Below are 12609 nucleotides of genomic sequence, written 5' to 3'. Positions count from 1 at the left end.
CGCGCCGTCCCTGCCCTGGCCACGCGGCGGGACCGGGTCTAGCCTCCGCGCCGGCAGGAGGAACGGACATGCAGGATCTCGTCGCGCGGATGAACGCGGTCTGCGACGCGCAGCCCTTCGATACGACCTGGTACGTGAAGGACCTGGCGACGGGATGGGAGGCCGATCGCGGCGGCGACGTCGTCGTGCCGTCGGCCAGCACGCGCAAGACCTCGATCCTGATGCACGCGCTGTCCATGGTTCATGAGGGCAAGCTGCGGCTCGACGAGCCCTGCACCATCGAGAAGCGCCTGCAGGAGGGCGTGGACAGCGGCACCTACCAGTACATGACGCCCGGCTGCGTCATTCCGCTGCGCGACGCCTTCGTGAACATGATCATCACCAGCGACAATGTCTGCACGCAGATCGTGCTGGAACGCCTGGACCGGGACGAACTGAATGCCTGGTGCAAGCGCATCGGCATGACCGGCACGACGCATCGCGTGAACTTCCCCCCGCCGGGCCTGCCCTGGGACCACCCGGTCGAGGCCGTGGCGAGCACCACGGCGCGCGACCAGGGCGTGCTGCTGGATCGCATGGTGGCGGGTGCCCGGGATGCCCCGGCGGCGGCCTTCCTCGGCGCGACGCCGGAATTGTGCGGGCTGGCGCTCGACATCCTGTCCTGGCAGCGGCTGCGCAACCTGATCCCGTCCCTGCTGCCGCAGAAGGCGAAGGTCGCGAACAAGACGGGCCGCGGGCCGCGCGGGCGCATGGATGCCGGCGTCGTCTACAAGAACGACGCGCCGCGCTTCATCATCTCCGTCTACACGGACCGGGTGCCGGACACCCTGCCGGACGGGCTGCCCGGCTACACTGCAGCCTATGCCACCGCCGGGCGGCTGACGCGCCTTTGCTGGGATGTGATGAACTGACATGACGACAGACGCCGAATTCGAGGCCGCGATCGCGGGCCTGCAGGACTGGGTGGGCCGCGAGCGCATCGTGGAGGATGAGATCGGCCTCTCCTCCGCCCGCCGCATCGCGGGGATGCTCGACATCGACCCGGCCAGCTTGAAGCAGGGCGACGAACTGCCGCCGCACTGGTTCACGATGTTCTTTCCCGACATCGCGAAGCAGTCCGACATCGGCCCCGACGGGCACCCCAACAAGGGCGTCTTCCTGCCGCCGATCCCGCTGCCGCGGCGCATGGGCGCGGGGCGGCGCGTGACGATCGACGGTGCGCTGCGGATCGGCCAGCCGGCGATCAAGCGCGCCATCGTGGCGCAGGTGCTGCCCAAGATCGGCCGCACGGGGCGCATGGCGATCCTGACCATGCGCCACGTCATCGAGACCGCCGACCAGGTCATCGCCGTCGACGAATTCGACGCCATGTATCGCGAGGCGCCGCCGCCCGGCCAGGCGAGCCCGCAGACGCCGCCCGTCGCGGCGCCGACGAACGGCATCTACGCGGACAAGGTGCTGCTCTCCTCCCCGCTGGTGTTCCGGTATTCGTCCGTCACCTGGAACGCGCACCGCATCCACTACGACGCGGATTATGCGCGGGACGAGGAAGGCTATCCGGCGACGGTCCAGAATGGCGGGCTGACGATGCAGCTGATGCTCGATGCAGCGCTGAAGCGCGCGCCAGGGCGGCTCAAGGGCTTCACCGCGCGGCTCGCGCGGCCGCTCTGGGTCGGCGACACCGTCACGCTGTGCGGCGCGGCGCCGGCGGACGGGAGGATGGAGTGCTGGGCGACCGACAAGGACGGTCATCTCTGCGCGAAGATGGAGCTGGAGTTCGCGGCATGACCCGCCCCGCCCCCGCGACCTGGCGGTCCCTGATGTTCGTCCCCGCCACCGGCGAGAAATTCGTCGCCAAGGCGCATGCGCGCGGCGCCGATGTGGTGATCCTCGATCTCGAGGATTCCATCCCGCCCGGCGAGAAGCAGGCCGCGCGCGACGCCTTGCCCAAGGCCGCCGCGAGCGTCGGCCAGGCCGGCGCGGAGGTTGCGGTCCGCATCAACCGCCCGCTCGAACTGGCCGTTCCGGACATCGCCGCGGCGGTGATGCCCGCGGTCGGCACGCTGATGCTGCCGAAGGTCATGGGGCCGGAGCACATCCGCCTGCTGTCGGAGGTCGTCGCCGCGCGCGAGGCGGCGCTCGACATGTCGCCCGGCCACACCCGCTTCGTCGCGGTGGTCGAGACGCCGGACGCGCTGCCGCTGCTCGGCGGCATCGCGACAGCCGACCGGCGCGTCGTTGCGCTCGGCGTGGGCGCGGAGGACCTGTCGACGGAACTCGGCGCCGTGCCGAGCGCGGACATGCTGTATCACTTCGGCATGATGGTCGTGGCGGCGGCGCGCGCGGCGGGCATCCAGCCGATGGGTTCGGTCGGCCCCTTCGCGGATTTCTCGGACCTCGAGGGTTATCGGTTGTCCCTGCGACGGTCCCGCGCGCTCGGCTTCGCCTGCCAGGCCTGCATCCATCCCTCGCAGGTCGCGATCATCAACGAGGAATACGGCCCCTCCCCGGCGGAGGTGGAGCGCGCCCGTCGCCTGATCGCAGCCTTCGATGCGGCGCTTGCCGAAGGCAAGGGCGCGGTCGCCTTCGAAGGGCAAATGATCGACCTGCCGGTGGTCGAGCGCGCGCGGCGGCTGCTCGCCCGCGCGCGCTGACCGGCGCCCGTTGGCCGCGGACTGGCAGGCCGAGTTCGAGCGCTTCCCGCAGGGGCTCCGCGCCCTGGTGGAGGCCGAACTCGCCGCCGGGAACGCGGTCACGGAGGTGACGCACGACTTCCCCGCGCCGCCGATCGGCGCCTGCCTCATGCTCGCGCGGCAAGTCTCGACGCGGCCGCGAGCGTCAGGCGACGGCCTCGACTTCCGCGCGCGGCAGAGTTCGCTGACCTCCGGCGAATGGACCGATGCGGATCGGCGCTTCTTCGTCCTCGAACCGCCAGACCCGCCGCCGGCGGAGCCAAGCATGGACGCGATCCGCGCCGCGATGGTGCCCGCTCCGCTGCAGGAACCGGTGCCGCCGGCCTTCCTGCTCGAGATCGACCGTCGCGGCGAGATGATCACCTATCGCGAAGACGGCCGCCTCGCGACGGTGATCTGCACCTTCGGCGACCCGCCGCGCCTCATCCTGCGCACGCTCACGGAATGGTGGCACACGGAGGAGCGGCGTTCCGTCCCGATGACGGCCGAGGAGCGCGAGGCGGTCATCGGACGCATCCTCGACCGCTGCCGCTGGCGGCACGGGCTGCCGACCATCGCGCGCGAGGACTGACCCCGCGAGGCTGGCCTACAGCGCGCACATGGTCAGGATGCGTTCATCGATCAGCGGCGTATAGGCCTCGCGCACCTTGGGCATGCGCGGGTTGGCGACATGCGCCTTCACAGCAGCCTGGTCGGTGTAGACCTCGACCAGCATGATGCGGCCCTCATCCGGCGTGCCGTCCTGCTGGAGCGGCTGGAGCACCTCGAAGCGCTCGCAGCCGGGTTCCTCGGCGACGGTCAGCTTCGCATGTTCGCGGATCAGCGCGTCGAAGGCGGCGTGGCAGCCGGGCTTCGGGCGGAATTCGACGTGGATGGCGATCTTCGTCATGGCGGTTCCTTCCCTTGCGGATGGCCGCAAGGGTGGCGCGGAACCGCCGCGCCGTGAAGGTCATGCTGCCGGGCCCCGTGAGGTTCGGCCGCACGCGCGCAGGGCTGGTGTGGCGGCTGCGCGCGAACAATGTTCCTGGTGCCGGGCCTGCCGCCCGGCTGGCCGGCATCAGGCCGCGGCGTAGCGCGCGATCGACAGGTCCGAGGTCTCGATCTCGGGCTTCCTGCCGGTCACGAGGTCCGCCAGCACCCGGCCCGAGCCGCAGGCCATGGTCCAGCCCAGCGTGCCGTGGCCGGTGTTCAGATGCAGGTTGCGGAAGCGCGTCGCGCCGACCACCGGCGTGCCGTCCGGCGTCATCGGGCGCAGGCCGGTCCAGAAGGCGGCCTCGGCGACGTTGCCGCCCTTGGGGAACAGGTCGGTGACGGAGTGTTCCAGCGTCTCGCGCCGCGGCTTGCGCAGTTGCAGCGAGAAGCCCGCGAGTTCCGCCGTGCCGCCGACGCGGATGCGGTCGCCCAGGCGGGTGATCGCGACCTTGTAGGTCTCGTCCATGACAGTGGAGACCGGCGCGCCGGCCTCATCGCGCACCGGCAGGGTCAGGGAGTAGCCCTTCACCGGATACACCGGCAGCCGCACGCCGAGCGGCGCGAGCAGTTCCGGCGTGAAGGAACCAAGTGCGGCGACATAGACGTCCGCCGTCTCGACACCCTGGTCGGTGACGACGCCGGTGATGCGGTCGCCCTCGGTCCGCAGGCCCTGGATGGTGGCGCCGTAGCGGAAGGTCACGCCGATCTGCGCGGCCATCGCGGCCAGGCGCTGGGTGAAGATGTGGGCGTCGCCAGTCTCGTCGCCCGGCAGGCGCAGGCCGCCGACGAACTTGCCGGTCACGTTCTTCAGCGCCGGCTCGGCGGCGATGCAGCCGGCCGGGTCCAGCACCTCGTAGGGCACCTTGAAGGTGTCGAGCACCGCGGTGTCGTCGCCGACATGGTCCAGCTGCTTCTGCGTGCGGAACAGCTGCAGCGTGCCCATCGAGCGGCCGTCATAGGCAATGCCGGTCTCGCGCCGCAGGTCGCCCAGGCAGTCGCGCGAGTATTCGGCGAGCCGCACCATGCGCGTCTTGTTCAGGCGATAGGCGGCCTCGGTGCAGTTCGCGAGCATCATCGCCAGCCAGGAATAGAGGCGGCGATCCGCACGCGGCCACAGCACCAGCGGGCGGTGGCGCATCATCAGCCACTTCAGCGCCTTCACCGGGATGCCCGGCCCGGCCCAGGGGGCGGAATAGCCGTAGGAGAGCTGCCCCGCATTGGCGAAGGAGGTCTCCATGCCGGCCGCCTCCTGCCGGTCCATCACGGTCACCTCATGCCCCGCCTTGGCCAGGTACCAGGCCGAGGTGACACCGACGACGCCGCTGCCGAGGACGATGACGCGCATGGGGATCCGCTCCGCAAGACTGCTGCGATGCGGTAATGATGGGGCGTTTGCGCTTCGCCGATCCTGCCGAATCATCGCATTTTCCCTCATCTCAGTGGATCGGAGACGCAGGAACTGCCAAACTGTCGCAGATCATGCCAAGCCTCGACGACGCCGACCTGCGGATCCTCCGCGCCCTCCGCCAGGACGGGCGCATCACCAATGCCGCGCTGGCCGAGGCTGTCGGCCTGTCGCAGTCAGCCTGCCTGCGGCGGCTCCGGCTGCTCGAGCGCAGCGGGGTCATCCGCGGCTACACCGCCATCATCGAGGAACCGGAGGCGCGCGACACGGTCACGGTGATCGTGCAGATCACGCTCGACCGGCAGACGGAGGAACACCTGTCGCGCTTCGAAGCCTCGGTGCGCCGGCTGCCCGAGGTGCGCGAGTGCTACCTGATGACCGGCATGTCGGACTACCTACTGCGCGTCGAGGCGCGCGACGCCGCCGACTACGAACGCATCCACAAGGAACAGCTGTCGCGGCTGCCGGGGGTGGCGCGGATCCAGTCCTCCTTCGCGATCCGCCGGGTCATCGGCAGCCGGAACTAGAAGGCGCGGACGAGGTCCGCCCATTCCTCCGCAAGCGTCACGCCAGGCCGACGCCGCCCTGCGCGGCGATACCAGTAATCCGCGTTGCCGAGATCGCCTTCCTTGCGGTGCAGATAGGCGTGCACCCATGATCCGTCCGCGGTCTCGACGGATTGCGCGATCTCATGCGCGCGGGCCCAGTCCCCGCGCGCATCCCACCACAGCGCGGCGAGCAGCGGCGGAAGCCCCTCGGCCTCCGCGCGCTGCGTCAGCGCCGCGGGATCCATTAGGCCGCGGCCGCCAGCGGCTGCGTGCGCGCCAGGCGGGCGAGCAGGTAATCGACTTCCGCCGCCGTTTCCGGCGTCAGCTTCGGCCCCGGCGCGCGCAGCGTGTCGTGCGCGATGATGCCGCGCCGCTTCAGCACGTATTTCCGGATCGCGAGGCCGAGGCCCGGCTGCACTTCCGTGCGGATCAGCGGCAGGTGCAGGTCGAACAGGTCCTGCGCCGCGTCGCGCTGGCCGGCCCACATCAGCTTGCAGACATTCACCAGCATCTCGGGGAAGGCGTAGCCGGTCATGATGCCGTCGGCGCCGCGCGCGAGCTCCTCGGGCAGGAACTGCCCGCCGACGCCGCCGAGGATCGACACGCGCGGCATCTTGCCTTCGGCCTCCAGCCGGCGGATCGCCGTCAGCTTGTCGAGGCCGGGCCAGTCCTCGGCCTTCAGCATCACCATGCGCTGGTCCTGGGCCATGCGCGCGATCATCGGCGCGGTCATGGTGACGTTGGTCAGCTGCGGATAGTCCTGCAGTACGAAGGGCGCATCGACCACGTCCATCGCCTGGGCGATGTAGGAGATGACGGCCTCGTCCCCCTTCAACCCCGGCGTCGGCGAGACCATGATCCCGGCCGCGCCGAGATCCATCGACCCGCGCGCGATCGCCTTCATCTGCGCGAAGCCCGGCGCGGAGGCACCGACCACCACGGGGATGCGCCCGGCGCTGCGCTTGATGACGCGATCGACGAAGGCGAGGCTCTCGGCCTCGGTCAGCTTCGGCGCCTCCCCCATCACGCCGAGGATGGTCATGCCCGCGGCCCCGGCGGCGATGAAGGCATCCGTCATGCGGTCGGTGCTGGCGAGGTCGAGCGCCCCGTCGGGCAGGAACGGCGTGGGCGCGATGACGAAGACGCCCTTGGCGGAACGATCGAACATGGACATTCCTTCCGGCTGGAAACCTTTCCCCACCATAGCCGCGCGACGGCGGCGCGTCACAGGGGGTCGCCTTTGAAGCCGTCCGGCGGCGTGTCATATCTCGACCCGTCCAGGAACGACCGGAGGAAACATCCGATGACCAGCCGCCGCGCGCTGCTGGCCGGGGGCGCCACCCTCGCCGCCGCCAGCGGGGCCCGGGCCCAGGCGCCCTGGCCCGACCGTCCCGTTCGCGTGATCGTACCCTTCGCGCCGGGCGGCAATGCCGACGTCGTCGGACGCATTCTGCAGCAGCGCCTGCAGGAGAAGCTCGGCCAGCCGGTCGTCGTCGAGAACCGCCCCGGCGCCGGCGGCGGCGTGGGGGCCGAGGCTGTCGCTCGTGCGCGGCCCGATGGCTACACGCTGCTGATCGGATCGAACGGGCCACTCAGCGTGAACCCCGTCGTGCAGGCCCGCCTTCCCTATGACGCGGTGCGCGACTTCGCGCCGATCGCAATGGCGATGCAGGTGCCGCATTGTCTGGTGGTGCAGCCCAATGCGCCATATCGCAGCGTGGCGGATGTCATCGCGGCGTCGCGCGCGGCCTCCGAGGCGATCGGCATCGGCACGGCGGGCGTGGCGAGTGCCACGCACCTCGCCCTCGAATCCTTCAAGGCGGCGAGCGGGGCGCGGCTGCTGCACGTGCCCTATCGCGGCGGCGGCGCGGCGGTGCCGGATTTCCTCGCCGGCAACCTGCCGATGCTGTTCACCGAGTTCTCGACCGCCCTGCCGCTGCAGCGCGACGGCAAGGCACGCATCATCGCCGTCGCCTCCGCTGCGCGCCTGCCCGCGCTGCCCGAGGCCCCGACGATGATCGAGCAAGGCATCGCCGGCTTCACCGCGGCCTCCTATGTCGGGCTGCTCGCGCCGACGGGGACGCCGGCCGAGGCGATGCGCGCCCTCGGCGCCGCCATGGCGGCGATCGTCGCCGAGACCGAGTTCCGCAACCGCATGACGGCCATGGGCGGCGAAGCCGCCAGCGACGCCCTCGCGACCCCCGCCGGCTTCGCCGCCTTCATCGCGGCGGACCTGGCGAAGTCGCGCGCCGCCGCCCAGGCCGCGGAGATCCGCCCCGAATGAGCACGCGCGAGACCCCGCCGGGTGCCACCGACTGCCACTGCCACATCTTCGGCCCGGCGGCGAAGTTCCCCTATGCCGAACCGCGGTCCTACACGCCGGAGGACGAGACGCTTGAGGACTACCTCGCGCTGCTCGACCGGCTGGACCTGGATCGCGGCGTCATCGTGCAGCCCTCGGCCTATGATCGCGACAATGCCTGCACGCTGGATGCGCTGCGCCGCGCGCCGGACCGGCTGCGCGGCGTGGCCGTGGTCGGCCGGGAAGCGACGGCCGAGACGCTGCGCGCCATGCATCGCGACGGCATCCGCGGACTGCGCGCGAACGAATACCGGCGCGACGGCGTCGCCGCCTATCACGGCGGTGTCCGCCTGGCCGAGATCGAGCCCTTCTTCCCGCTGATGAAGGAACTGGGCTGGCATCTGCAACTGTGGATCGACGCCCGGCACCTACCGGAGCTCGAGCCGCGCCTTGCCAAGGTGCCGGTGCCGATCGTGGTGGACCATATGGGCCGCCTGCACCACAGCCACGGCACCAACGACCCCGGCTTCCAGGCGCTGGTTCGCGGCGTGGGCGAAGGCCGCTACATGGCCAAGCTGTCGGGGACCTACCGGCTCGGCGCGACCAAGCCGGACTACCTGGAAGCCAAGCCGTTCCACGACGCGCTGGTCGCGGCCAATCCCGATGCGCTGGTCTGGGGCACCGACTGGCCGCATCCGCGCCCCGATGGCGGGCGGCCCGACGCGAAGCGGCTGCTGGAGGTCTTCCTCGACTGGACGCGCGATCCGCTGCTGCGGCGGAAGATCCTGACCGACACGCCCGCGCGGCTCTACGACTTCCCGGCGATCTGACCATGGCCTCCGAACGTCGACCGACCTTCGTCCTGCCGCGCGGCACCTGCGACACGCATGTGCATATCTGGGGCCCCTTCGATCGCTATCCGGTCGCGAAGGGCGCGCCCTACACGCCGCCCGAGCGCAACCGCGACGATCTGGTCGCGCTGCATGCGCGGCTCGGCATCGACCGCGCGGTGATCGTACAGACCACGGTCTACAAATCGGACAACCGGGCGATGCTGGACGCCATCGCTGCGAGCAACGGCGCCTGGCGCGGCGTCGCGCTGGTGGACGAGAGCTTCGGCGATGCCGAGTACAAGACCCTGCACGATGGCGGCGTGCGCGGCGTGCGCTTCGGCTTCCTGCAGCATCTCGGCGGCGTTCCGGACCTTGCCCTTCTGAAGCGCACGGCGGATCGCATCGCCGGGATGGGCTGGCACCTGGTGCTGCACCTCGACGCCGGCAGCATCCTCGCCTTCGAGGAACTGCTGCGCAGCCTGCGCCTGACCGTTGTCGTGGACCACATGGGCCGCGTACCGGTCCCCGAGGGCATAGATCATCAGGCCTTCCGCATCCTGCTCGACCTGCTGCAGCAACCGAACTGGTGGGTGAAGGTCTCGGGAGCCGAGCGCATATCCGCCGCGGGCCCACCCTTCCGCGACGCCATTCCCTTCGCGCGGCGGCTGATCGAGGCCGCGCCGGACCGCACGCTCTGGGGCACGGACTGGCCGCATCCGAATGTCCGCTGGGAACCGGACGAGGCCGACCTGGTCGACCTGCTGCCGGAGTTCGGCGATGCCGCCGCGCTCCAGCGCGTGCTGGTCGACAATCCCGCGCGGCTTTACGGCTTCGCATGACCGGGGACCTGCAATCCTGGGTCGGACGCAGCCGCCGCGTGGCGGATGAGATGGCGACGCCGCTCGTGCGCCGCATGGCCGCGCTGACCGACCGCACCGATGTCGCGCTCGACCGCGGCGCGCCGGTGCCGAACCATTGGCTGTCGATCCTGTTCGACGACGCCGCGCCGCAATCGGCGCTCGGCCCGGACGGGCATCCGGCCAAGGGCGATTTCCTGCCCCCCGTCCCCCTGCCCCGCCGCATGCTGGGCGGGCGGCGCCTGACCTACCACGCGGCCCCGCGCGTAGGCGACGCGCTGGAACGCGAGACGGCGATCGCCGCCATCACGCCCAAGGTCGGGCGCAGCGGCGCGATGATCTTCGTCATGCTCCGCCACACCATCACCGGCCCGCAGGGCCTGGTCGCGGTGGAAGAACAGGACATCGCCTATCTCGAGGCCAAGCGGAACGCGCCCGCCCCGCCCGAGAAGCCTGCGCCGGTGCCCGCCGCCGAATGGCGGGATGCCTGGGCGCCCGATCCTGTGATGCTGTTCCGCTTCTCAGCGCTCGCCTTCAACGGCCACCGCATCCACTACGACGCGGACTACACCCGCGACGTCGAGGGCTATCCGGGCCTCGTCGTCAACGGCAGCGTCAGCACCCTGTTCCTGTTCGAGGCACTGCTCCGCCGCCACCCCGGCGCGCAGATCCGATCCTACGAGGCCCGCACCATGCAGCCCGTCTTCTGCAACCGGCCCGCCTTCCTGTGCGGCGAGGCCCCCGACGCCGAGGGCCAGCGCGCCCTGTGGGTGGAGAAGGAGGACGGCGCCATGGCCATCCGCATCCGGACGAGGATCGGCTGACATGGCCGGTCCCCTCGACGGCATCCGCGTCCTCGACCTCTCCGCCGTGGTGGTGGGGCCGATCTGCACGCATGTGCTGTGCGAACACGGCGCCGAGGTCATCAAGATCGAGGCCCCCTCGGGCGATCTGCTGCGCTCCCTGGCCGGCAAGGGGCGCAGCCCGGGGATGAACGGCAAGTTCCTCAACTTCAACCGCGGCAAGAAGTCGATCGCGATCGACCTCAAGAAGCCCGCGGGCATCGCGGCGCTGAGGCGGCTCGCGGCAACCGTCGATGTCTTCGTCACCAATATCCGCCCCGATGCGCAGGCGCGCCTTGGCGTCGATGCCGAGGGCCTTCGCGCCGCCGCGCCGCGCCTGATCCATTGTTCCATCACCGGCTTCGGCACCGGTGGTCCCTATGCCGGCCGACCGGCCTATGACACCGTCATCCAGGGCGTCTCGGGCGTCGCGGGCTGCTTCGAGGCCTCGACCGGCGAGCCGCGCTACGTCCCCTTCCTCGTCGCCGACCACACGGTCGGGCTGATCGCCGCGCAGATGATCGGTTTCGCGCTCTACCGCCGCGAGAAGACCGGCGTCGGCGAGGCCATCGAGGTGCCGATGTTCGAGAACATGGCCGCCTACATCATGCAGGAGCATCTCGGCGCGCATTCCTTCCGCCCGCCGCTCGGCCCGCCTGGCGACCATCGCGTGCTGAGCCCGGACGGAAAGCCGCTGCCGACGAAGGACGGCTACATCTGCATCTCCGCGAACACCGACGCGCAGGCGCACGCCTTCTTCGACGCGATCGGGCGGCCGGAGCTCAAGACCGACCCGCGCTTCGCGACCATCGCCCAGCGGGTGCAGCACACGAAGGAGTACTTCCACATCCGCGCGACCTCCCTCGGCGGGAAGACGACGGCGGAGTGGCTCGAGATCTTCGACCGCGTGGACGTGCCGGCGTCCCCCTACAACACCATTGCCTCGCTGATCGACGACCCGCATCTGCGCGCGGTGGGCATGGTGCGGGAGGAGGTGCACCCGACCGAGGGCGCGACCTGGGCGATCGGCGCGCCGAACTACTTCTCGGGCGGCACCGCACCGGCCCGCGCGCCTGCACCGCGGCTCGGCGCGGATGGCGCCGCGGTGCTGGCCGCGGCGGGGCTGACCACGGAGGAGATCGAGGCCCTGCGCGCGGACGGCGTGCTGATCGAGGCGAAGCCATGACGAGCATCACCCGCCGCACCGCGATCGCGGCCACCACGCTCGCGCCGCTGGCAGTGGCCCGGGCGCAGTCCTGGCCGGAGCGCCCGGTGCGCCTGGTCGTGCCCTTCACGCCCGGCGGGTCGACCGACATCCTCGCCCGCGCCATGGCGCAGCGGCTGTCGGAGATCTTCGGCCAGCCCTTCATCGTGGACAACCGGCCCGGCGCCGGCGGCACGCTGGGGTCCGAGCAGGTGTTTCGCTCCGCGCCCGACGGTCACACGCTGATGATGGGCCATATCGGGACGCTGGCGGCGAACCCGGCGCTGTATCGGAACATCAGCTTCGACATCGCGGGATTCGTGCCGGTCGCGCTGGTCGCGAATGTCGCGAACTTCCTGGTGGTGACGAACCGGCTGGAAGCGACCGACGTGCCTTCCCTCGTCGCGCTGGCGAAGCGCCAGCCGGGGGTGCTGACCTATGGCAGCGGCGGCAATGGCAGTGCGGCGCATATCTCCATGGTCGCCTTCATGGAGGCGACGGGCACCGACATGACTCATGTGCCCTATCGCGGCACCGGGCCGATGATGACGGACCTCATCTCCGGCACCATCCAGCTCACCATGACCGGCGGGCCGCCAGCGCTGCCGCCGGTGCGGGCGGGGCAGTTGCGGGCGCTCGGCATTTCCTCGCTGCAGCGCCTGCCTTCGGCGAACGACATCCCGACCATCGCCGAGCAGGGCCTACCCGGCTTCGACGTGCTGCAATGGTACGGCATCGTCGCCCCGCCGGGCACGCCGGCGCCGCTGGTTGCGCGGCTGAACGAGGCCTGCAACCGCATCCTCGGCGAGGCGCCCTTCCGCGCCAGGCTCGAGACCGAGGGCGCCGTCGCGCAGCCGATGACGCCCGCGGAGTTCGGCGCCTACATCGCCACCGAGCGCGAGCGCTGGGGCGCGCTGATCCGCCGCGCCAACGTCACCCTGGGCTAGAGGAGC

General features: G+C 70.9%; 15 protein-coding genes. 11 read left to right on the top strand and 4 right to left on the bottom strand.

Annotated features, from left to right (window positions below; translation table 11 throughout):
- Window positions 1-68 precede the first annotated feature (68 nt).
- Genes GWK16_RS13570 through GWK16_RS13555 form a run of 4 tightly spaced genes read left to right on the top strand, consistent with a single transcriptional unit; the run spans window position 69 to window position 3264 of the window.
- Entirely contained in the window at window positions 69-911 is an 843-nt protein-coding gene (locus tag GWK16_RS13570) for a serine hydrolase (RefSeq protein ID WP_170054514.1), read from the top strand.
- A gap of 1 nt (window position 912) precedes the next feature.
- Window positions 913-1788, top strand: coding sequence for a hypothetical protein (locus GWK16_RS13565; RefSeq protein WP_170054513.1), 876 nt, complete (start codon window positions 913-915; stop codon window positions 1786-1788).
- Window positions 1785-2654, top strand: a complete 870-nt coding sequence (locus GWK16_RS13560) for an HpcH/HpaI aldolase/citrate lyase family protein (protein WP_170054512.1) — start codon at window positions 1785-1787, stop codon at window positions 2652-2654. Before GWK16_RS13565 ends, GWK16_RS13560 begins: the two co-directional genes overlap by 4 nt.
- 10 nt (window positions 2655-2664) lie before the next feature.
- A complete protein-coding gene (locus tag GWK16_RS13555; protein ID WP_170054511.1) occupies window positions 2665-3264 on the top strand; it encodes a hypothetical protein in 600 nt (199 codons plus the stop codon).
- Between the two features lie 15 nt (window positions 3265-3279).
- On the opposite strand, the gene GWK16_RS13550 is transcribed toward GWK16_RS13555, so the two are convergent.
- Together GWK16_RS13550 and GWK16_RS13545 are read right to left on the bottom strand one after the other, a co-directional pair.
- Entirely contained in the window at window positions 3280-3582 is a 303-nt protein-coding gene (locus GWK16_RS13550) for a putative quinol monooxygenase (protein ID WP_170054510.1), read from the bottom strand.
- Window positions 3583-3750: 168 nt separating this feature from the next.
- Window positions 3751-5010, bottom strand: coding sequence for a D-amino acid dehydrogenase (locus GWK16_RS13545; protein WP_170054509.1), 1260 nt, complete (start codon window positions 5008-5010; stop codon window positions 3751-3753).
- Window positions 5011-5144: 134 nt separating this feature from the next.
- Here GWK16_RS13545 and GWK16_RS13540 point away from each other — a divergent pair, with 134 nt between their 5' ends.
- Window positions 5145-5597, top strand: coding sequence for an Lrp/AsnC family transcriptional regulator (locus GWK16_RS13540; RefSeq protein ID WP_168038196.1), 453 nt, complete (start codon window positions 5145-5147; stop codon window positions 5595-5597).
- On the opposite strand, the gene GWK16_RS13535 is transcribed toward GWK16_RS13540, so the two are convergent.
- Together GWK16_RS13535 and GWK16_RS13530 are read right to left on the bottom strand one after the other, a co-directional pair.
- Window positions 5594-5863 carry a hypothetical protein gene (locus GWK16_RS13535; protein ID WP_170054508.1) on the bottom strand — a complete coding sequence of 90 codons (270 nt, stop codon included), beginning with the start codon at window positions 5861-5863 and terminating at the stop codon, window positions 5594-5596. The two genes, GWK16_RS13540 and GWK16_RS13535, sit on opposite strands and share 4 nt — an antisense overlap.
- Window positions 5863-6786 carry a dihydrodipicolinate synthase family protein gene (locus GWK16_RS13530; RefSeq protein ID WP_211187399.1) on the bottom strand — a complete coding sequence of 308 codons (924 nt, stop codon included), beginning with the start codon at window positions 6784-6786 and terminating at the stop codon, window positions 5863-5865. The genes GWK16_RS13535 and GWK16_RS13530 overlap by 1 nt, the downstream gene beginning before the upstream one ends.
- 135 nt (window positions 6787-6921) lie before the next feature.
- On the opposite strand from GWK16_RS13530, the gene GWK16_RS13525 reads away from it, so the two are divergent.
- The 6 genes from GWK16_RS13525 to GWK16_RS13500 are packed head-to-tail and all read left to right on the top strand — an operon-like array spanning window position 6922 to window position 12603.
- A complete protein-coding gene (locus GWK16_RS13525; protein ID WP_170054506.1) occupies window positions 6922-7902 on the top strand; it encodes a Bug family tripartite tricarboxylate transporter substrate binding protein in 981 nt (326 codons plus the stop codon).
- Window positions 7899-8750: an amidohydrolase family protein gene (locus GWK16_RS13520; RefSeq protein ID WP_170054505.1), complete on the top strand. Its 852-nt coding sequence runs from the start codon at window positions 7899-7901 to the stop codon at window positions 8748-8750. The genes GWK16_RS13525 and GWK16_RS13520 overlap by 4 nt, the downstream gene beginning before the upstream one ends.
- A 2-nt stretch (window positions 8751-8752) precedes the next feature.
- Window positions 8753-9592: an amidohydrolase family protein gene (locus GWK16_RS13515; protein WP_170054504.1), complete on the top strand. Its 840-nt coding sequence runs from the start codon at window positions 8753-8755 to the stop codon at window positions 9590-9592.
- The gene (locus GWK16_RS13510) at window positions 9589-10434 is read left to right on the top strand and encodes an FAS1-like dehydratase domain-containing protein (RefSeq protein ID WP_170054503.1); all 846 of its coding nucleotides are present in this window, start codon (window positions 9589-9591) and stop codon (window positions 10432-10434) included. The genes GWK16_RS13515 and GWK16_RS13510 overlap by 4 nt, the downstream gene beginning before the upstream one ends.
- A 1-nt stretch (window position 10435) precedes the next feature.
- Window positions 10436-11638 (top strand): CaiB/BaiF CoA transferase family protein, encoded by a 1203-nt coding sequence (locus tag GWK16_RS13505; RefSeq protein ID WP_170054502.1) that lies wholly within the window; start codon window positions 10436-10438, stop codon window positions 11636-11638.
- On the top strand, window positions 11635-12603 hold the full coding sequence (locus tag GWK16_RS13500; RefSeq protein ID WP_170054501.1) for a Bug family tripartite tricarboxylate transporter substrate binding protein: 969 nt from the start codon (window positions 11635-11637) through the stop codon (window positions 12601-12603). The genes GWK16_RS13505 and GWK16_RS13500 overlap by 4 nt, the downstream gene beginning before the upstream one ends.
- Window positions 12604-12609: the final 6 nt, after the last annotated feature.

The sequence above is a fragment of the Neoroseomonas marina genome (assembly GCF_012927745.1).
GTDB classification, from domain to species: Bacteria; Pseudomonadota; Alphaproteobacteria; order Acetobacterales; family Acetobacteraceae; genus Neoroseomonas; species Neoroseomonas marina.
The sequence above is the reverse complement of the archived record's forward strand: the minus strand, read 5'-3'. Positions and strand labels throughout refer to the sequence as shown.